Annotated in this window: 16 protein-coding genes; 3 read left to right on the top strand and 13 right to left on the bottom strand. The window is 71.4% G+C overall.

Features of this window, described 5'->3' with window-relative positions; translation table 11 throughout:
* Positions 1–60 precede the first annotated feature (60 nt).
* Positions 61–702, bottom strand: a complete 642-nt coding sequence (locus Q0R63_RS12125; protein ID WP_295697538.1) for an NAD(P)H-binding protein — start codon at positions 700–702, stop codon at positions 61–63.
* Between the two features lie 603 nt (positions 703–1,305).
* Between Q0R63_RS12125 and Q0R63_RS12120 the strand changes: the two genes are divergently transcribed.
* Complete coding sequence (locus Q0R63_RS12120) at positions 1,306–2,325, top strand: ERCC4 domain-containing protein (RefSeq protein WP_295697536.1); 1,020 nt, start codon at positions 1,306–1,308, stop codon at positions 2,323–2,325.
* 60 nt (positions 2,326–2,385) lie between these two features.
* Here the strand turns inward: Q0R63_RS12120 and Q0R63_RS12115 are convergent, their stop codons facing one another.
* Both Q0R63_RS12115 and Q0R63_RS12110 read right to left on the bottom strand, forming a co-directional pair.
* Complete coding sequence (locus Q0R63_RS12115; RefSeq protein WP_295697535.1) at positions 2,386–2,853, bottom strand: SRPBCC family protein; 468 nt, start codon at positions 2,851–2,853, stop codon at positions 2,386–2,388.
* Positions 2,854–2,928: 75 nt separating this feature from the next.
* Positions 2,929–4,215, bottom strand: coding sequence for a TIGR02679 domain-containing protein (locus Q0R63_RS12110; protein WP_295697533.1), 1,287 nt, complete (start codon positions 4,213–4,215; stop codon positions 2,929–2,931).
* 188 nt (positions 4,216–4,403) lie between these two features.
* Here Q0R63_RS12110 and Q0R63_RS12105 point away from each other — a divergent pair, with 188 nt between their 5' ends.
* Together Q0R63_RS12105 and Q0R63_RS12100 are read left to right on the top strand one after the other, a co-directional pair.
* Positions 4,404–4,658: a type II toxin-antitoxin system VapB family antitoxin gene (locus Q0R63_RS12105; protein ID WP_295697531.1), complete on the top strand. Its 255-nt coding sequence runs from the start codon at positions 4,404–4,406 to the stop codon at positions 4,656–4,658.
* A complete protein-coding gene (locus Q0R63_RS12100; protein ID WP_295697530.1) occupies positions 4,655–5,053 on the top strand; it encodes a type II toxin-antitoxin system VapC family toxin in 399 nt (132 codons plus the stop codon). The genes Q0R63_RS12105 and Q0R63_RS12100 overlap by 4 nt, the downstream gene beginning before the upstream one ends.
* A gap of 13 nt (positions 5,054–5,066) precedes the next feature.
* Here Q0R63_RS12100 and Q0R63_RS12095 read toward each other — a convergent pair whose 3' ends face one another.
* The 10 genes from Q0R63_RS12095 to Q0R63_RS12050 form a co-directional block, all read right to left on the bottom strand.
* Positions 5,067–6,464: a DUF2786 domain-containing protein gene (locus Q0R63_RS12095; RefSeq protein WP_295697527.1), complete on the bottom strand. Its 1,398-nt coding sequence runs from the start codon at positions 6,462–6,464 to the stop codon at positions 5,067–5,069.
* A 112-nt stretch (positions 6,465–6,576) separates the two neighbouring features.
* A complete protein-coding gene (locus Q0R63_RS12090; protein WP_295697526.1) occupies positions 6,577–8,256 on the bottom strand; it encodes an NERD domain-containing protein in 1,680 nt (559 codons plus the stop codon).
* Between the two features lie 110 nt (positions 8,257–8,366).
* Positions 8,367–8,837 carry a macro domain-containing protein gene (locus tag Q0R63_RS12085; RefSeq protein WP_295697525.1) on the bottom strand — a complete coding sequence of 157 codons (471 nt, stop codon included), beginning with the start codon at positions 8,835–8,837 and terminating at the stop codon, positions 8,367–8,369.
* Positions 8,838–9,164: 327 nt separating this feature from the next.
* Entirely contained in the window at positions 9,165–10,478 is a 1,314-nt protein-coding gene (locus tag Q0R63_RS12080; protein ID WP_295697524.1) for an MBL fold metallo-hydrolase, read from the bottom strand.
* Positions 10,479–10,693: 215 nt separating this feature from the next.
* Positions 10,694–11,560: an aldo/keto reductase gene (locus Q0R63_RS12075; protein ID WP_295697523.1), complete on the bottom strand. Its 867-nt coding sequence runs from the start codon at positions 11,558–11,560 to the stop codon at positions 10,694–10,696.
* Between the two features lie 144 nt (positions 11,561–11,704).
* Complete coding sequence (locus Q0R63_RS12070; protein ID WP_295697522.1) at positions 11,705–12,919, bottom strand: glycosyl hydrolase 53 family protein; 1,215 nt, start codon at positions 12,917–12,919, stop codon at positions 11,705–11,707.
* A gap of 211 nt (positions 12,920–13,130) precedes the next feature.
* Positions 13,131–13,541: a VOC family protein gene (locus Q0R63_RS12065; RefSeq protein WP_295697521.1), complete on the bottom strand. Its 411-nt coding sequence runs from the start codon at positions 13,539–13,541 to the stop codon at positions 13,131–13,133.
* A gap of 10 nt (positions 13,542–13,551) precedes the next feature.
* Positions 13,552–13,992 (bottom strand): helix-turn-helix transcriptional regulator, encoded by a 441-nt coding sequence (locus Q0R63_RS12060; protein WP_295697519.1) that lies wholly within the window; start codon positions 13,990–13,992, stop codon positions 13,552–13,554.
* A 47-nt stretch (positions 13,993–14,039) separates the two neighbouring features.
* Positions 14,040–16,412 carry an amino acid permease gene (locus tag Q0R63_RS12055; protein WP_295697517.1) on the bottom strand — a complete coding sequence of 791 codons (2,373 nt, stop codon included), beginning with the start codon at positions 16,410–16,412 and terminating at the stop codon, positions 14,040–14,042.
* Between the two features lie 145 nt (positions 16,413–16,557).
* Positions 16,558–18,213, bottom strand: coding sequence for an MFS transporter (locus Q0R63_RS12050; protein ID WP_295697516.1), 1,656 nt, complete (start codon positions 18,211–18,213; stop codon positions 16,558–16,560).
* Positions 18,214–18,313 lie beyond the last annotated feature (100 nt).

Genomic DNA, 18,313 nt, shown 5'->3' with positions numbered 1-18,313 from the left:
CCCCCTTGACGCAGCGTCAACCCCCCCGGGCACCGGACTCGGACCGCGTCGGGACCGGGCTCAGATCGCGTCGGCGATCGGCGTCGGCCCGCCGTTGAAGTCGATGGTCACCCGGCTGATCGACGGGTCGCTCAGGACGTGGGCCACGACGGCTGCGACGTCGTCCCGGCTGACCTGGCTCGCGCTCACCCCGGCGCCGGTCTCGATGGCCCCCGTGCCCGGGTCGTCCGTGAGCCGGCTCGGACCGAGGATCACCCAGTCGAGCGGGCTGAGGCGCAGCGCCGCGTCCGCGGCCGCCTTGGCCTGCGCGTAGGGAAAGAACGCGCTGTCTGGCGACACACCGTGGTCCGGCTTGTCGTAGAAGTACGACACCATCACGTACCGGCCCACCTCGGCCGTCTCCGCCGCGTCCATGGAGCGGATCGCGGCGTCGCGGTCGACGGCATACGTGCGGTCAGCGGTCCCGCCCCCGGCGCCCGCGGCCCACACGACAGCCGAGGCGCCGACGAGCTGCTGGGTCAAAGTATCGAGGTTCATCGACTCGACGTCGGCGAGGACCGCGGCCGCGCCGGTCGCCTCGACGTCGGGGACGTGGTCCGGGTTGCGGACCCACGAGGACACCTCGTCACCGCGATCGGACAGCAGCCGCGCGAGGCGCAGCGCCACCTTGCCGTGCCCGCCGATGATCGTGATGGTCGCCATCTCCCCACCGTATGCCGCGGGCCAAGATCGTCTGCCACAGGCGCCACGGCAGAGCGCCCCGAGAGAGCGCCACGGCTCGCGCGTTCCCCCGCCCGTTCGGTCGCCTGGATGGGCCGATCGGCCGATGCCCTCGCCGGACGACCGACCTACGGTGGTGCCCAGCACCCACCGTCACGGACCCGTCACGGACCCGATGTCGACGTGGACGAGAACCATTTCCCCCACCACCCACTCCCCGGGAGGATCGATGAACAGGCCCTGCCGCAGGCGCCCCGCTCCACCGATCGGCCGGTGCCGCCGCGCGGTCCGTCACTCGTCGTTCCATCGCGAGCTCGCGAAAGCGGCTCGTAGCCAATGTTGCTCGCTCCAACACGGATCCTGTCGCCACCTCGGTATCGCTGCGGTCGCCTGACTGCAAGTCGGAGTTGCCTGACTCCGAGTCGAGGCACCTGACTCCCCGTGGACACCGAGTCAGGTGGCTCGACCCCGAGTCGAGCGGTGCTGGTATGCCGCTCGTCTGACGAATCGCCCACCTCGCGAGACACAGCGGCAGGAGGCGGCACCAGCTACCGCCGACCAGGTGTATGCGGGAGAGTTGTCCCCGTGACGGAGCTGCTCATCGCCCGCAACCCCGACCCGGACTCGTCGCTGTCCCACCTGCTGCTCGTGCCGTTGGGCGCCGGACTCTTGTTCCGGACCTCGGGCACCTGGCCGCGCACCAGGGCGCTCTTCTGCTATCCGGTCCACCTGCGGGAATGGCCGGCCGAGCCCGATATCATCGAACGGGTCGCCGTCCGGTCCTGCGAGCGGCGAGGCGCAGCAATCGATCTCGTCCTGGACCGAGCACGCGAGCACCGGTCGCAGATCGTCTTCACCAAGGGCCGTGGGCGCGACATGGTCTTCTGGCAGTCGTCGCGCACCCGGAAGCAGGCCCGTCCCGACGTCACCCTGCCGACCGCCCGGGCCGCCGGACTCGTCGACCTCGAGATCCTCGTCGACAGCCGCGAACGCTATGCCTACCGCTTCACCCGCCAGCAGGTCACCACCGTCAAGGAGAGCCTCCCCTGCGGGGACTACGCCGTGCGCGTCGACGGGCGCCTGGTGGCCTCGGTCGAGCGCAAGTCGCTGAGCGACCTCGTCTCGAGCGTCAGCAACGGTCGGCTGCGTTTCGCGATGACCGAGCTCGCCGCGCTCCCCCGGGCCGCCGTCGTGGTCGAGGACCGTTACTCGGCCCTCTTCAAGCAGTCGTTCGCCCGGCCCGCCATGGTCGCTGACGGTCTCGCCGAGCTGCAGGTCCGCTACCCCAACGTGCCGATCGTGTTCTGCGAGAACCGTGCTCTTGCGGAGGAGTGGACCTACCGACTGCTGGCCGCCGCGTATGCGTGGGCCCAGGTCGAGCAGGCGGCCGTGACCCGCATCGGGGTCGAGGCGGATGGCGGGTCGGCCCTGGAGACGCGCATCGCAGCCGACCTCGAGCTGGCGGATGCGACGGGGACGACCGACCCGGCGCCACCGCCGACGGCGCAGGTCCGCGCCTGGGCGCGAGCGGCCGGCATACCCGTGCCGGACCGTGGCCGGCTTCGGCCGGAGGTCTGGGGGGCGTGGCAGGACGCGCACGCCTAGACCGATCCGGTCGACGGCAACAGCTCCCCTCGCACCGGTCAGGGCACTGCGAGCGCCGGCTCAGCCGAGCCCGAGATGGTGTTCGAGGTTGCTGCCGAACCGGTCGCCCGTGGCCTGCATCGCGCCCTTCATCACCACCTGCACGGCCGGCGCGGCCAGCCGCGACAGCGGGAGGTCGACGTGCAGCGTGAGGCTGATCGCGAGGTGGGTGCCGGTGTCGCGGTCGTCGAGCGCGTACCATCCGTCGGCGCCGGCCCGCTCCTTCGCGTTGGCCGGCGGCTCGTGGTGGAAGTCGATCCGGCTGCCTTCGGTGAAGACCATCCGTTCGGTGAAGACGGGGGTCACACTCGTCCCGAGGATGGAGAGGTTGCCGAGCTCCCACCGCCAGAGGTCACCATTGGCGACCACCCGCTTGAGCAGCGGCGTCAGCCTCGCGAGGATCACGGGGTCGGTCAGCGCCGCCCAGATCGCCGAGCGCTCGGCCGCGACGATCGCGTCGGTGGTCGTCGTCGAGGAGAAACGGGCCATACCCAAGATTCTTGCAGCACCGCGCCCGACAGCACCCGACCGCGAGCCAGCAGGCCCACGAGCGTCGGGGCCGGATCACCACATCGACAGCTCGTCGACGAGGTGGTCGAGCGTCGCCTCCTCGTGGACGGAGACACCACGCCGCCGCATCGCCGCGCCGAGCTCGGCATCCCAGGCCGGCTCGACCGGCGAGCCGTCGACGGGCATCGACCCCGGCGCGTCGAGGTAGTCGGCGGCGCTCATCAGCCATGGCGCGGCGCCGTGCCGCGCGAGCGCGTCGTTGGCGAGGGACACGCCGAGCCAGTCGAGGTTGCCGTGATATCGCAGCCGCGCTCCACCCGCTCGCGCCCGCATGATCACCTCGGTCACCACGAGGTTCGGCCGGCCGCTGGTGCAGATCGCGCCGATCTCGATGCTCGCCCGCGCGATCGCCTCCAGGACCCGGGGGCTTTGACAGACGAGGATGTCCCGCGGGGCCGTGACCCGCACACCTGCCTCGAGGTCCCACCACGTCAGGTGCACGGGTCGAAACCCCTCGTGAGACGCGCCGGGCAGGCCCGGGCCGATGAGACCCCACGTGAGACAGGTGGACGAGACGAGGTCGGTCACGACCCCGACCGTCTCCCAGAGCGCCCGCTGATCGGCCGCGCGCCCCCAGAGCTCGGTACCGCCCCGGGCGGAGAGGGGCCGGGCGACGACGGCCCGCGCGGCCAGGGCCCGCAGGACCACCGCCGACAACCGGCGGTCGGAGTCCAGCGCGTGCGCGTCGTGAGCGGTGCGTTCGGCCAGCCGGGTCAGGGCGACCAGTCGAGGTGACCCGCCCGAGGTCGTCGTGGCCGGCTCGGCCGGGGGCTCCACCAGTGACCCCCGCCGTTCCCAGAGGACCTCGAGGGCCGTGCGCAGCAACGCGGTCGGGTCGGGGTCGAGCAGCAGAGCGTCGTCGCGCCGCAGTCCGTCTAACCAGGCGCCGACCCAGGGCCAGTCCGCGTCCGGGTGGGCCGCCAACCAGTCCCGTGCCGCCTCGAAGGCTTCCTCCCGGCTCCTCAACGCCAGAGCGCGACCTCGAGGTCGGGCGACGAGCGGCTCCCCGCGCACCTCCTCGACCGCGGCAACCAGACCTGCGCCGTCCCGCTCGGACATCAGCCGGTCCAGCACCTCGAGGTCGATCGAGACCCGGTCGGCCGGGGCCGCGCGGCCGAGCAGCTCACCGACGCACCGGCGTTCGGCCAGGTCCAGACGAGTGACCACCAGCCGCCCCGACGCCCGGACCCCGTTGCGCTCCAACCGGTGGGCGATCAGGGCCCACACCCTCTCGAGCACCACGGGTGACCACTCGGACGGGAGGTCGAGCGGGTCCGTCACGTGCTGGTCCTGGTCTCTGCCGCGACCGCAGCGGTCTCTCCCGCAACAGCGTCAGTGGACGGATGGCGGGTCATGCGGGACACCCTAGGCGTCGACGGGACACCCGTATGCCGCGCCGGCGCAGGCGTCGTCCCCGCAGCTCCCTGGCAAGCTGGTAGAAGGGTAGACACGCAGGGTAGATTGGTTCCATGGGACTCAACATCAAGAACGAGCGTGTCCACGCGCTGGCCCGCGAAGCCGCCGCCCGCACCGGACAGACCCAGACGAGTGTCATCGAGACGGCGCTCGAGCGGCTGCTTGCCGAGCTCGACAAGCCGGATCCGGAGGTCATGCGCGCCAAGGTCGACGCGATCCTCGCGGCCGTGGACGCCGAGATGACCGACGAGATGCGGGCCGCGCTGCTGGCCGACGACCTCTACGACGAGAACGGGCTCCCCGCGTGATCGTCGACAGCTCGGCTCTCGTGGCGATCCTGACGAAGGAACCGACGCGGGCCAGCCTGCTCGCGGCCCTCATCGCTGCGCCGAGCACCACCATCTCCGCAGGCACCCTGCTCGAGATCGGCATCGTGGTCGACCGTCGCGGTGACGCGACCCTGTCCCGCCGCCTCGACGACCTCATCGCCTCCTTCGCGATCGAGGTGCGCGACGTGACCGCCGAGCAGGCCGCCATCGGCCGAGCGGCTTATCGCGACTACGGCAAGGGGTCGCAGCACCCGGCCCAGCTGAACTTCGGTGACTGCTTCGCCTATGCGCTCGCCCGGGTCACCGGTGAGCCGCTGCTCTACGTGGGCAACGACTTCACCCACACCGACCTGCGCGACGCGCTCGCGCCCTGAGCCTGGTTCGACGTCACGACGACGCCTCGATCTCCTGCGCTTCGAACAGCGAGGCGGCATCGGCGGCCTGCACCCCCGCCCACCAGCCCTCGTGGTTCGAGGCCGCTCCCGCCGAGCGCGTCACCAGACCGGGGAAGAGCTCGGTCACGGTCTCGTCCACCTCGGCGGCTCGGCTCTCCAGGACGTGGACCAGGTCGCGGGTGGGACCCGACCGCCGGCTCTCACCCGCGTCGGCCGCTCCCGCCTCGACTCCCGCCGCGACTCCCGCCGCGACTTCCGCCTCGACTTCCGTCTCGACTTCCGTGGCCGCCGCAGCCGCCTCCGCGGTCGCCCCGGCGGTCACCTCCTCGAGCCGCTGTCCGATGCGATGCGCGAACGCCTGGAGGAACGACCGGCGGAACGAGCGGGTCCGCGATCCACCGCCGCGCATCGGACGACTTCCGTGGCGCATCAGCGCCTGGGAGGACTGCAGGAGCAACGAGGTGAAGATCGTCTCCGTCGCGTCCAGGTCGCCGGCGAACCCGATGACGGTGACGAAGCCCAACCCCTCCGACCACACCGTCCGACACCGGTTCGCCCGGGCGACGACGTCGAGCAGCAGCACCTTGGGTGCCTCGTAGGGTCGCTCCACCCCGCCCCGTCGCGCCGTCGGGACGTCGCCGGACCGGCGCGGCCCCGAGGCGGCGAGCATGGCCCGGTCGATGCTGTGGCGCGCCATCAGGGCCTGTGCTCCCGCGGTGAAGGTCTCAGCCTCGGCCTCGTAGGGCGTCGACTCCGCCTTCGCGAGCAGGGCCCGGACCCGGTCGAGCAGGCGCGCATCGACCGTCGTGGACGACCCGGCGCCGGTATGCCGCGGCGGTCGCCACTGCCCCGGCAGCGGGTCCAGCTGCTGGAGCTGCGGCAGCCCACCGAGGAGGTCGACCCCCCGCAGGACCTCGGGCAGCAGCGCCGTCAGCCCGCCGGTGGTCTTCGCCGCGCGGGCGGTCAACGGGTCCGTGCTCCGCTCCCACCACACGCTCGCGCTCGCCAGCGCCAGCTGGTCGTGCCAGCTCGGGGTGACGGTGGCCGCGGCAAACTCGTCGAGCTGCTTGGCGATGGCGTCACCGATCAGGCTGGAGCCGACGGCACCGAGATCCCGGGTGGCGAGGCGGAGCACGTCAGCAGGCTGCCAGCCGATCTGCCAGGCGGCCGACACTCCTTCTCGGAGCAGGGTGTTGAGGTGGATCAGCAGCGTCCGCCGTCCCGGCGGATGGGCGAGGACTCGCTCCACCTCGACAAACGCCTGGTCCGCCTCCTCGGCACGGCCATCATTGGTCAGCCGAAGCGCCCGGTAGAGCCAGTTCAGGGTCATCTGGTCCTCGGCCGACGGCTCGGCCCCGGCCGCCCGACGTTGCTGGTTGTTGCGCCCCACGAGCCGATCCTTCCCCTCGCTGTGTCGAGACCCACCCTGCCATCTGGCGCCGACGTCGCCCTGAACTTGTCCACAGGCCGCCCACCTCCCGTGCGGCGCCTCACGCGGCGCCTCACCCGGCGGCGAGGCCGAGCCGCCGGGCGACGTCGGGACCACCGATGGCGCGGATCACCTCCGGGTCCCCGACCACCACGAGCTCGTCGGTCGCCCGGGACATCCCGACGTAGAGCTTCTCGCGCGCCCGGTCCGCGGTGGCCGTGGAGTTGACGCAGAGCACGACCGCGCGTCGCTCCAGTCCCTTGCTCCCGAGCACGTGCCCGTAGAACACGTCGTCGTCCTCCCAGAAGGACTGCCAGTAGCCGACCTGTCCGAGCGCCGCCTGCCGTTCGACCTGCACCGGGTGACGCGACCCGGTCGTCAGCAGGGCGACGTGCTCGGGTCGCCATCCGGCCGCGAGGAGTGTGTCCACCTCGTCGTTCGCCGCCGCCACCGCCTCCCTCTCGCCGCAGGCCACGAACCGCACCTCGGCGCCGTCTCCCCCACGTGGCCGCATCCGCATGGGGGTGAGGGAGGCGAAGGAGTCGGCGATCTGCCGGGTGTTGCGCAGGTTGTGGTCGAGCACCAAGGGGATCAACGGCACCGGTGGCTGACCGAAGCGGGGGAAGATCCGCTGGTTCTCGTCGGAGTAGATGAAGAGCCCACCCGACTCCTCGTCGCGCAGCGCGGCCATCAGCGGTCGCCACCAGAGGTCGGCGAAGTCCTGCGCCTCGTCGACGATGATCGCGTCGAAACGATCCTTGTCCGGCAGCTCTCGCGCCAGCTCGACCATCTGCTCCGGGAGCCGCCGCTCCCAGAAGTCGCTGTCGTCCCGGTCCGCGAACTGCGTGACGCCCCACAGACGGGCCAGGTCCTCGAACGGACCCACGTAGGCCGGGCGGTGCCGTCGCGGGCAGCTCGCGATCGATCGCTTGAAGTACTCCGACAGCCCCAGCGAGTAGCAGATCAGTGCGACCCGTTGGGGCGGCGCCCCCTCGTGCCCACGGGTGAGCTCCTTGGCCTGGGTGAGGGCCAGCACCGTCTTGCCGCTGCCGGCACCACCCCGGACCTCGACCCGATGCAGGAGTCGCGTGACCCGGAGGAGCGCGGCCTGCTCCATGGTCAGCCGATCGGCGATCGCCTCGCGCTCGTCCGCGTCGGCGGCGAGGTCGAAGCGGGGCAGCATCCTCCCGTTGAGGATCAGCACGATCAGCTCGACGTCACTGTCGTCCGGAACCCGCAGGTGCGTCTCCTGCTGCACGGGCACGTTGCGCACCCGGTCGGCGAGATCGGGGAGGTCGCCCTTGCCGCTGATCATCCAGCGGGGGCAGTCCGGCTTCGCGAAGTCGGCGTCCAGGTGGGTGTTGGGCAGCACGACGCCGTGCGCCCAGCGGATCCGGGTGCGCGAGGAGTCCCGCCAGCGCGGGTCGGACTCGACGTACTTCCGGATCGCGTAGTGGTTCGTCCGCACCTGGTCGACCGGGTCGACGACCACCTCCCGACCCCGCCGACGCATGCGCCAGCGGCCGTCTTGGGGATCGACCCAGACGCTTCCCCCCTTGACCTCGAGCACCACGATGCCGGCGCCCGGCAGCAGGACCACGAGATCGGCCTCGTAGTCCTTCTTCTCGTCGGTGAAGCGCAGGTTGGCGAGCAGCACGGCGTCCCCGCTCAGCTGCGTGCGCAGGGCCTCCCAGACCTCGCGCTCGGCGTCGTTGACGAACAGCGGGTCCTCGGGGATCGTGCGGGCCGTCATGGTGTCCCTCCCTGTGGCGTGTCTCGGAGCATGGCACGGGCCACCGACACCCATCGCGTATGCCGCGCCCTCAGGGACGAGCGGCGTGTCGCCACAACAGAAGGCCTCGGTCACCCCGCCAGGGCGAGGGCACCCTTCGAGGGCGGGAGGCAGACCACCACGAGCTCGACGGGGCTCGCCCCACTGATCTCCTGCAGCGCCTTCCGCACGTCGCACCACTCGAGCCCGCCGCGGCCCGTGCCGAGGCGCGGGATGCCGAGCCGGTCGATCCACCGGCTCTCCGCATCGGCGAGGGCCGCGCGGACGGTGTCGCACACCGCGCTGAGCCGGGCCTCCCGGCCGGGAGCGACCTGCGTCGCGAGGTTGTAGAAGACGACGTCACCGGTGTCCCAGACGAGGAGGTCACCGAGGGCGAACTCGCCCCTGGCGCAACGGTCCACGTATGCCGTGTGCATCTCCGGATAGCGCAGCTGCACCGTCCGCGCGATCCCGCCGGACATGGATCCCCCGATGTTGCAGCCGTGACCGATCGCGGAGAACCGCATCTGGAGCAGGTCGCCCTCCGCCTCGACGTATCCCACCGGGATCAGGCCGCCACGGTCGGAGACCCGTCGGCGACCCGCAGCCGGACGCCTCGATGGGCGGCCGCGGGCCGCGAGCCCCGGGGCTCGCCGGGCGTCACCTCGACATGCGCGTTGGTCACCGGAGGTCTCCCGACGGATGAGGGTCACACGTGTGGCGTCGCGATCGACGACACCGACAGAGTGACATCGAGGGTCGTCATGACCACCATGTCGCCGTCCCATATGTCCGTTCGCGGGACGATCTCCACCGAACGGACGAGGGCGCGATACCGGGACGCTGCCCAGGACGCCCACAACGATCCCTCCCGCACCGACCCCACCGGTTCACGCACTCATCTTCGACTGGATCGACTGGCGCGTCGATCCTGTCGTGAAGGTCGGCGCCACCTCCCACCAGAGACCGTCGGGAAGCCCGGCTGCCTCGGTCCCGATCGGCACGACCTGCCGCGGACCGATCGCCGCAACGAGTCGGGAGAGGTCGGCGCCAGAGGGGCGGTCGCAGACGTGGTGTTCCACCAACGGAACTGCGGCAGCGGCCAGTTGGGCGGCCAAGAGCCTTCCCGATCGGTCCCGGAGGTCGCGGGGCGCCCTGGACCACACCACGACGCCGTCCTGGGCGAGTGCGCCGCAGCGGAGCAGCTCGGGGATGGTGGAGCCGCCGGTGAGGACGACGTACTCGTCGGGGTGGGCCGCCAGCTCGTCCAGCTCCACGCGGTGTGCCGCGACGTCGTCGGTGCGTCGGGATTCCCCGGAGGTCTCGACGGCACGGCGCTGGCCGTCGGCGACATAGACCCCGAGCTGCGGGAAACCCGGCTGCGGCAGGGTCGGGCGGCCGGTCGCCTGGGCGACGGTCGCGGCATACAGGTCGACGAGCAGCGTTCGGCCAGAACGCAAGCAGGCCCGGTATGCCGTGACCAGCCGGTCGAGGTGCTGGGCGGCGGACACGACCACGACGAGGCCGTCGGTCGCCAGGAAGGTCCGGGCCAGCTCGACCTCGAGCTGCGACTCGCTCGCGGCGCCCGGACCCGCGGCCTCATCCGTCGTCGTCGCCGTGACGTCTGGCGACGCCGCACGTGCAGTGACCTGGGCGCCCTCGAGGAGCAGGGTGTCGACGCCCGACGGTGGGTGGGCGACCAGGCCCTCGAAGAGCGAGGACTGGCGACCACGGGCCCGGAGACGGCCGGCGTAGAACAGCCGCTCGTCCCCGGCATCGACGGCGAGGGCGTAGGCATCGACGCCGCAGTGGTCGACCAGCTGCGGAGTGATCGTGAACTGGCCCAGGTGCAGGGGCTGCCGGTCCTCGAGGTACGCCGTCGGCACGATCGGCGCACCTGACGGGGTGAAGGGCCGTGACGCCGCGAGGATCGCCGCGGCCTGGCGCTCGATGAACACCGGCACCCGCGGAGACACCCGGCCGGCGAGCCCCCGGTGGTCCAGGTGGGGGTGGGCGACCAGGACACCTCGCAACCGCGGGTCCGACCCATCAGCCAGCCCGGGAACCGTTGGCAGCACGACGTGCTCGTCGCCATTGGCCGGCCATGGTGCGCCGACGTCGAGGACCAGCCGGTCACCGCGGTGTTCGACCTCGACGCAGCAGCCACCGACCTCGTGGCTCCCGCGGTGGACGCGAACCTTCATGACCGGACGACTCCTTCGGTGGAGCGACCGCAGCGGCATGGCTGCGGCTCGACCTGCTCGAAGGGTGCCATCCGTTGCGGCTCACGTCACCTCCCACGACCCCGAACCATCCGATCGGAGAACGGATCCCGCCCGAACGGATGACGCAGCGCCCCTTGACCTCCAGGGGGTTTCGTCGAGCGCCCCACCCGACGGAGAACCCTGGCAGCGCGGTGTCAGATCGTCATGTTCAGGAACGGCGACGAGTAGTCCGCGTCCCTGCTCAACGCCTGCTCCGCCTCGCCGACGTCCTGACGGTCGGCCTCGGCGGCCACCATCATCCCCAGCAGCCGGACGTCGCCCGCGGTCGCGAGACCGGTGATCTCGTCGTGAGCGAGCACCCAGGACACCGCTGCTCGGATCCGGACGGCATCGTCGTAGGGCTCGTACCACGTGTTGTAGCGGCCGTCGTCGCCCTCCGGCCAGTTGCGTCTCGAGACGGTCTTGATGGTCAGCAGCCCGGCGTCCTGGCGGCGGACCTCGTCGACGAGGGCGTCCCAACCGGCGCGGTATGCCGGGTCGCGCCACAGCACGGGGTTGAGCGGGGTGAGGACGGTGGCGAAGGGATACCGGCGCAACCCCTCGAGGTGCGTCGCCGCAGCCTCGGTGCCGTGACCGGTGATGCCGACCGCTCCGACCAGTCCCTCCTCCTCCGCCCGGACCGCGGCCTCGAGCGCCCCGCCCGGACCGGTGACCTTGTCGAGCTCCTCGAGGTCGCCGACCGCGTGCAGCTGGATGAGGTCGAGCCGGTCGGTCTGGAGCCGCTCGAGGGAACGGTTGATCGAGGCCCAGGCCTCGTCGGCGGTGCGGTCACCGGTCTTGGACGCGAGGAAGATCCGGTCGCGGATCCGCGGGATCCAGGGCCCCAGCCGCAGCTCAGCGTCGCCGTAGCTGGCGGCGACGTCGAAGTGGTTGATGCCCGCATCCAGCGCTTCCTGGACCGAGCGGTCCGCGGTGTCCTGGTCGACGGTCGACAGGGCCGCCGCCCCGTAGACCAGGACCGAGCTCTCGTGGCCCAGTCGGCCCAGCCTGCGGTACTCCATGGTGTCCTCCTGAGGGTGGCATGCTGGTGGTGTCGCAGCCCAATTCTGTCGGGTCGCGCCGACCCCGTCCACCGCGGGTGGCGGGGATACACACACAGGTTGTAGCCGGCATACGGGATCTGTGATCGGCAGGCGCGGTGGCCGTCAGTCGTCGTGGCCGACCCGCCCCGCCGCGAAGGCGCGAAGTCCTGGCAGCGCACGCCCGTGGAAGTCGAAGAGCGTGAGGTTGTCGTTGGGGTTGCCCTGCCCCGGTGTCCAGCCGACGCCGGGGATCCACTCGGGCTCCCAGCTCATGAACCCGAGCCCGTGCCCACCGGGGACGTGGCCGAATACGCCTCGTAGGGCAGTGAAGTAGGCCAGCTGCCCCTTCGGGGTAGGGGGCCAGATCGTGGCGTCGGGCAGCTGGCTGAGCAAGTTGAGGATGTTGGTGAGGTCGTCGCCGTTGGCGAGCGTCCAGGGGTAGGCGGTCTCGGCGACGACGAGGTCCTTGCCGTATCGGCCGGCCAGGTCGACGAGGTTGCTCTGGAGATCGGCGAGCGGCCCGTGCCAGAAGGGGTAGTAGGACTGGCCGATGACGTCGAAGTCCAGACCCGCGGCCAGGACGTGGTCGAAGAAGTAGCGGGAGCCGCCGTTGTCGCCGCCGCGGTCGATGTGGACCATGACCTCGGGCCGCCTACCGCTGACCTCGGCCGTCCGGGCGCCCTCGATCCCGGCGCCCAGGAGTGTCGTGAACCCGGGCCAGTTCTGGTCGGCCGACCCGTCGTAGAGCTGGCCCGACGGCCACAGCATGCCGCTGGTGATCTCGTTGCCGATCTGCACCATGTCGGCGGGAGCTCCGGCCTCGGACAGCGTCTCCAACGCGTGGCGCGTGTAGCGGCGGACGGTGTCGGCCAGCTGCGGGAGCGACTGGCCCACCCAGGCTGCGGGGATGGCCTGGTGCGCCGGGTCGGCCCAGAAGTCGGAGTAGTGCAGGTCCAGCAGCACCTTCATCCCGGTCCGCTTCGCGCGGCGGGCGAGGACGACCGCCGAGTGGAGGGTGCTGTAGCCGGCCGGCGGGTCGACCCAGACGCGGAGGCGCATCCAGTTCGCACCGGCGTCGTGCATGAGGCGCTCGACCGGCGCGGTCCGCCCGTCGGCGCTCCACCGCGCACCGGCCGCCTCCAGCTGCAGGGTGAACGAGAGGTCGGCTCCTCGGACGCGCGGGCCGACACAGTCGACGCCGAGCGGCGTCGCGGACGCGGCTACCGCGGTGGCGACAGGAGAGGCCAGCGCTGAGGGCGCCAGCAACAGGGCGGCGGGCGCGGCGAGCGCGGTCGCGAGGAGGGTCCGGCGGGCAAGAGGCAGGGGCGGGGTCGGCACGGGGGGCTCCGATCGAGGGGGGACGCAGGATGTCGTGCGTGCCTGAGCCGCAGCCACCCGGCATACCCTCCGCTGGGCCTGGTGCGACTGTGCACGTTCACAGTCAACGGGCCGAAGGGTCGCGTGTCAAGAGCCAACAGCAAAGGATCTCGTTATGTGCACGATCCCAGGCACAGGGCGGCCCTCAGCCGGTGACGGGTGCCGCACCCTCTCAGGCCGGGGGCGCCTGCGCGATCCGGACCAGGTTGCCCGACGGGTCGCGAAACGCGCAGTCGCGCGGCCCCCAGGCCTCGTCGATGGGCTCCTGGAGGACCTCCGCCCCGGATGCGCGCACCGTCTCGAACGTCGCGTCGACGTCGTCGGAGCGGAACACGATGATCGGCAGGACGCCCTTGGTGAGGAGGTCCTGCAACGCGTCGCCGTCGGCCTGCGAGCGGCCGGCATGCGGCACCGAGAGCACGATCCCGAGCCCGGGCTGCGCGTCGGTGCCGAGCGTGACCCAGCGGAACCCGCCCGAGGCGACGTCGTTGCTCACCTGGAGCCCGAGCGCCGCCCCGTAGAAGGCGACCGACTCGTCGACGTCGTTGACGGTGATGTGGCAGTACTGGAGGGCGATGGTCATGGCCGCGACTCTAGGACGGGGCCGCTGCGGTCGCTTCTCCGATCCTGCTCGGTGCCTTCCGGGCCGGGCGCGTCCGGGTCATGGCCACACAGGCCGGCATGGCCTTCACCGCGTCGTGCCCATGGCTGCGGTATGCCGTGGGGGACTCGCCGACGACCTCGGCGAACCGCGAGCTGAACGAGCCGAGGGAGGTGCAGCCCACGGCCATGCAAGCGTCCGTGACGCCGGCGCCCGCTCGCAGCAACGCCATCGCCCGCTCGATCCTGCGCGTCATCAGGTAACTGTAGGGCGTCTCACCGTAGGCCGCGTGGAACCGCCGCGAGAAGTGCGCGGGCGACATGAGCGCCCGCCGCGCCATGGTCGGGACGTCGAGCGGCGCGGCATACTCCCTGTCGATCAGGTCCCGGGCGCGGCGCAGGTGAGCCAGGTTCTCGAGCTCCTGCGGGGTCACCACCGGACCGTAGCACCGCCCCGACCCGACCCCAGGTCCCGGCGCGGCTACTGCTTCCGACCGTCTCCCGGCAGCAGCTCGTAGGTGGGGTTGGCCATCGCCAGGAAGCCGTTGTGGTCACCCATCCGGCCCTCGACCCGGACGAGCGCACCGGGCTCGAGGCCGAGGATCCTGCGGCGGCCGTAGAACATCAGGGTGACGCCGCCGGACTCGTCGACCAGCTCGCAGTGAAAGGTCGGGGCGCTGCCGACCGAGGACGTCTCGACGGACCGGATCCGGCCTTGCAGCACCGCCGTTCGCCGTGGCGTGGCGGCGGCGATGACGACTCGGTCGGCCGGCACCGGACCGACGTCGACCACGCTCTTGTGCGCCCTGGCGCGCCCGCTGCTACCACCCGCCGCAGCCGCCACGTCGGTCGCCCCCTCCGCGCCGTTTCCGCGTCGGCGCAGGACCCGCGAGGTCCGCGTGGCGTCGAACGGGATGATCGTCGCGGCGACCCCACGCACCTGCGAGACGGTGGCCGCGATCTGGTCGGCGGTGCGGTCGTGCAGCAGCCGACCGAGGAGGACGCCGTACTGCCGGCGGGGCAGCAGCATCGTCACCTGGGTGCCCTCGTCCGCACTGAGGATGTGCTCGGCGAGCTCCAGCGCGGCCCGGGGAAGGCGCCGGTCGGGGCACTCGATCATCTCCAGCGGCAGCGACAGGGCGTGGTGCTCGTCCCAGGTCCGGCTCAGCTGTTCGGCGCGGGTCGTGTCGACGACGAAGTGGACGACCCGCAGCTGGTCGGGACGCAGGCTCCGCGCATAGGCCAGGGCCCGCAGGACCGCCAGGTCGACGTTGTCGATCAGGACGACGATGACGCTCTTGACGGGGAGCCGGCGGGTGTCACCGGCGGGCAGCGCTGCCAGCAGGGCCTCTTCGCGCTTGTAGGCGCGTCGCAGACGCAGCAGGACGACGACGAGGACGGGGAAGACGATGACGACCAGCCACGCGCCCTCGGTGAACTTCGTGACGGCGAAGATCACCACGATCAGGGCCGAGGTGGCGCCGACCACGTCGTTGATCACGGACTTGACCCGCCAGCGGCCCGTGCGGTGGGTCCGGAAGTACTTCGCCATCCCGAAGCCGGCCAGCGTGAAGCCGGTGAAGACACCGATGGCGTAGAACGCCACGAGCTTGTCGACGTGGGCTCCGGTGCCGAGGATGAGGGCGAGCGCCAGGACGGCGAGGACGATGATGCCGTTGGAGAAGGCGAGCCGGTGGCCCCGCTTGGTCAGCCAGCGAGGCAGGTAGCCGTCACCCGCGACGAAGTTGGCGAGGTAGGGGAACCCGTTGAACGGCGTGTTGGCGCCGGTCCAGAGGATGAGCATCGTCGCGAACTGGACGACGAAGTACATGACGTGCCCGAGGGTCGAGTCGCCGAGCGTGGCGCGGGCCACCTGCGAGATGACGGTCGGCGAGCCGCTCTCGTAGGCGATGGCGTGCGTCTGGTGCGCGAGCCAGGAGACGCCGCCGACGAGCGACCCCAGCAGGACGCTCATGATGACGAGGGTGCGGCGGGCGTTGGCCCCCTGCGGCGCCCTGAACGCGCTGACGCTGTTGGAGATCGCCTCCAGGCCGGTCAGCGAGGACCCGCCGTTGGCGAAGGACTTCAGCAGGATGTAGACCGCGCCGACGCTGAGCAGGGCACTGCCCTGCCCGAGCGGGACGGCGCCGACCGCGTGCGCCGGGTCGTACTGGGGCAGGTCGCCGGTCAGCTCCCGGTAGATGCCGAGGCCGATGACCAGCGCCAGGGAGGCGACGAAGAAGTACGTGGGGAACGCGAACAGCCTTCCCGCCTCACGCAGCCCGCGCAGGTTGCCGTAGAAGAGCAGGACCACCACGGCCACCGTCATCTCCAGCTGGTAGGAGCTCAGCGCCGGGATCGCCGACGTCACGGCAGCGGTCCCCGCAGCCGCCTGCACGGCGACGGTCACGATGTAGTCGAGCATCAGGGCCACCGCGCCGACCTGGGCGACCAACGGTCCGAAGTTCTCGCGGGCCACGACATACGACCCGCCGGCCTGACTGTAGGTCGTGACGACCCAGCGGTAGGTGAGGGTCACCAGGATCAGGACGGCCAGGACGACCCCGGTCAACGGCAGCAGCAGCGAGTATGCCGTGAGGCCGAAGAGAGGCAGCAGGATGATCAGGATCTCCTCGGACCCGTAGGCCGAGGACGAGATGCAGTCGCTGGACAGGACGCCGAGGGCGAGCCGCTTGCTCAGCCGCTCGTGCTGCAGCTGGTCCGTGGTGAGCGGCGGTCCCAGCAGCCGGCACTTGAGGTTGTAGGCGATCGTCTCCGGGGCCTCGACACCGACCGGGAGCGCGCCGGGCGCGGACATGAAGCTGGGTGAGTCCTGAGGTGCGCCACTCGTCACGCGCTCTCCCCTTGTTCGGTGGCCGGGTCCCCCGCGGGCAGGTGCCCGGTCGGCGGCCGGCCCGAAGGCTGGAGGGCCAGGGTCAGGCCACCACCGGAGACAACGATAAGGCTCCGGGTTCAGACCGGCTGCGACCGGCTGCTACCTACTCCCCCGACGGGGCGCCGCGCTGGACGAAGTCGCGCTGTCGGATGAGGACGAGGCAGATGACGCCGACGACGAACGCCAGGACCGCGGAGATGGTGATGATGTGGTTGAGCGCATCGACGACGGCCGAGGTCCCCACGCTCTGCACGAGGTCGTGGGCCTGCTGCCCGGCCGAGGCGCCACCCTGCTTGGTCGCGGCCACCCGGGCCCCCTCCGACGCGGCCTTGACCTGCCCTCCCGACAGTGCCGCGGTGAGGCCGTCGAGCGCCTGCGCGGGCACCCTGCCGGCGAGACCGGCCCGGGAGGCGTCGGCGACCTGGTGGCTGAAGATCGAGCCGAGGGCCGCGATGCCGGTGGCGACCCCGACCTGACGGAAGGTCGAGTTGACGCCGCTCGCCATGCCGGAGCGCTCGACGCGGACGACGCCGACGGCGGTCGAGGCCAGCGGCGGGTTGATGAAGCCGATGGCCAGACCGCAGACCGTGAGGCCGGCGATGAGGTGGGTCCAGGACGAGTCCTGCCGGATGCCGGTCAGCAGGACGAGGCCCACGCCCAGCAGGAGGAAACCCGGGCCGATGAGCCACTTCACCGGCACCTTCTCGGTCAGCCGGCCCGCGAGGGCCGCGGTGAAGAACGAGGCGCCGGACAGGAAGAGGAACCGCACGCCGGCGCCGACGGCCGAGTAGCCGAGCACGTTCTGCACGTAGATCACGAGGAAGGCCAGGAGCGAGAAGATCGACGCCGAGATCCCGAATGCCGCGATCAGCCCGCCGTCGAAGGTCGGCTTGCGCAGCAGCGAGAGGTCGAACATCGGCTGGCGCTGGCGCGCCTGGCTCAGGACGAAGAGCGCGAGCAGGACCGCGGAGGCCACGAGCAGGCCGACGACCTTGCCGTCACCCCAGCTGAGCTGCCCGGCCTCGATGAGGGCGTAGACCAGCGCTCCCAGACCGAGCGAGAAGGTGAGGAAGCCGATCCAGTCGGGGCGCCCCGCCTTCGGGTCCTTCGACTCCTGGACCTTGGTGAGGGTGACCCCGATCGCGACCAGGCAGATCGGGATGTTCACGAAGAAGATCCACCGCCAGGACAGGCCGCTCGTCAGCACGCCGCCCAGCACCGGGCCGATCGCGACGGCGATGCCCGTCACCGCGCCGAAGACGCCGAAGGCCGTGCCGCGGTCCTTGCCGCGGAAGGCGCCGGCGAGCAGCGCGAGGGCCGTGGCGAACATCGCCGCGCCGCCGATGCCCTGGAAGGCGCGCGCCAGGGTGAGCTGCAGGATGCTCTGCGCCGAACCGCACGCGATCGACCCGACGGTGAACACCACTGTCCCGATGGCGAACACGCGCCTGCGGCCGACGAGGTCGGCCAGCGAGCCCGCCGTGAGGAGCAGGGCCGCCAGGCTGAGGGCGTAGGCGTCGATGACCCACTGCAGGTCGGACAGCGAGGCGTTGAGCTCGGCCTGGATGTCGGGCAGGGCGACGTTGACGATGGTCACGTCCAGCAGGAGCATGAAGACGCCCGTGCAGACGGCGACGAGGGTCCACCACTTCGGGTCCCGCCCGGGTGCCTCGTGACGCCCGGCGGCCGCGTGACGCCCGGGCTGCGTGTCGGTCGGCGTCTTTCCCGCCGCGGTCGTGGAGGTTTGGTCGGTCGTCATGGCGTGCCCGTTCGTCAGTCTCTGAATCATCAAGGTCTGAACGACCCTGGTCTACGATGACCTGTCGGGTCGGATTCGGCAAGCGACTCCGCGTTCAGAG

The sequence above is a fragment of the Lapillicoccus sp. genome, from assembly GCF_025353065.1.
In the GTDB taxonomy this organism is placed as follows: domain Bacteria; phylum Actinomycetota; class Actinomycetes; order Actinomycetales; family Dermatophilaceae; genus Lapillicoccus.
Note: the sequence above shows the minus strand (reverse complement) of the source record. Positions and strands in the feature narration are given on the sequence as shown.

Excerpts from the sequence above, each read along its gene's own strand:
- Q0R63_RS12125 (WP_295697538.1), bottom strand. The coding sequence starts at position 702 with ATGGCGACCATCACGATCATCGGCGGGCACGGCAAGGTGGCGCTGCGC.
- Q0R63_RS12115 (WP_295697535.1), bottom strand. The coding sequence starts at position 2,853 with ATGGCCCGTTTCTCCTCGACGACGACCACCGACGCGATCGTCGCGGCC.
- Q0R63_RS12105 (WP_295697531.1), top strand. The coding sequence starts at position 4,404 with ATGGGACTCAACATCAAGAACGAGCGTGTCCACGCGCTGGCCCGCGAA.
- Q0R63_RS12090 (WP_295697526.1), bottom strand. The coding sequence starts at position 8,256 with ATGACGGCCCGCACGATCCCCGAGGACCCGCTGTTCGTCAACGACGCC.
- Q0R63_RS12080 (WP_295697524.1), bottom strand. The coding sequence starts at position 10,478 with ATGAAGGTTCGCGTCCACCGCGGGAGCCACGAGGTCGGTGGCTGCTGC.
- Q0R63_RS12075 (WP_295697523.1), bottom strand. The coding sequence starts at position 11,560 with ATGGAGTACCGCAGGCTGGGCCGACTGGGCCACGAGAGCTCGGTCCTG.
- Q0R63_RS12065 (WP_295697521.1), bottom strand. The coding sequence starts at position 13,541 with ATGACCATCGCCCTCCAGTACTGCCACATCACCGTCAACGACGTCGAC.
- Q0R63_RS12050 (WP_295697516.1), bottom strand. The coding sequence starts at position 18,213 with ATGACGACCGACCAAACCTCCACGACCGCGGCGGGAAAGACGCCGACC.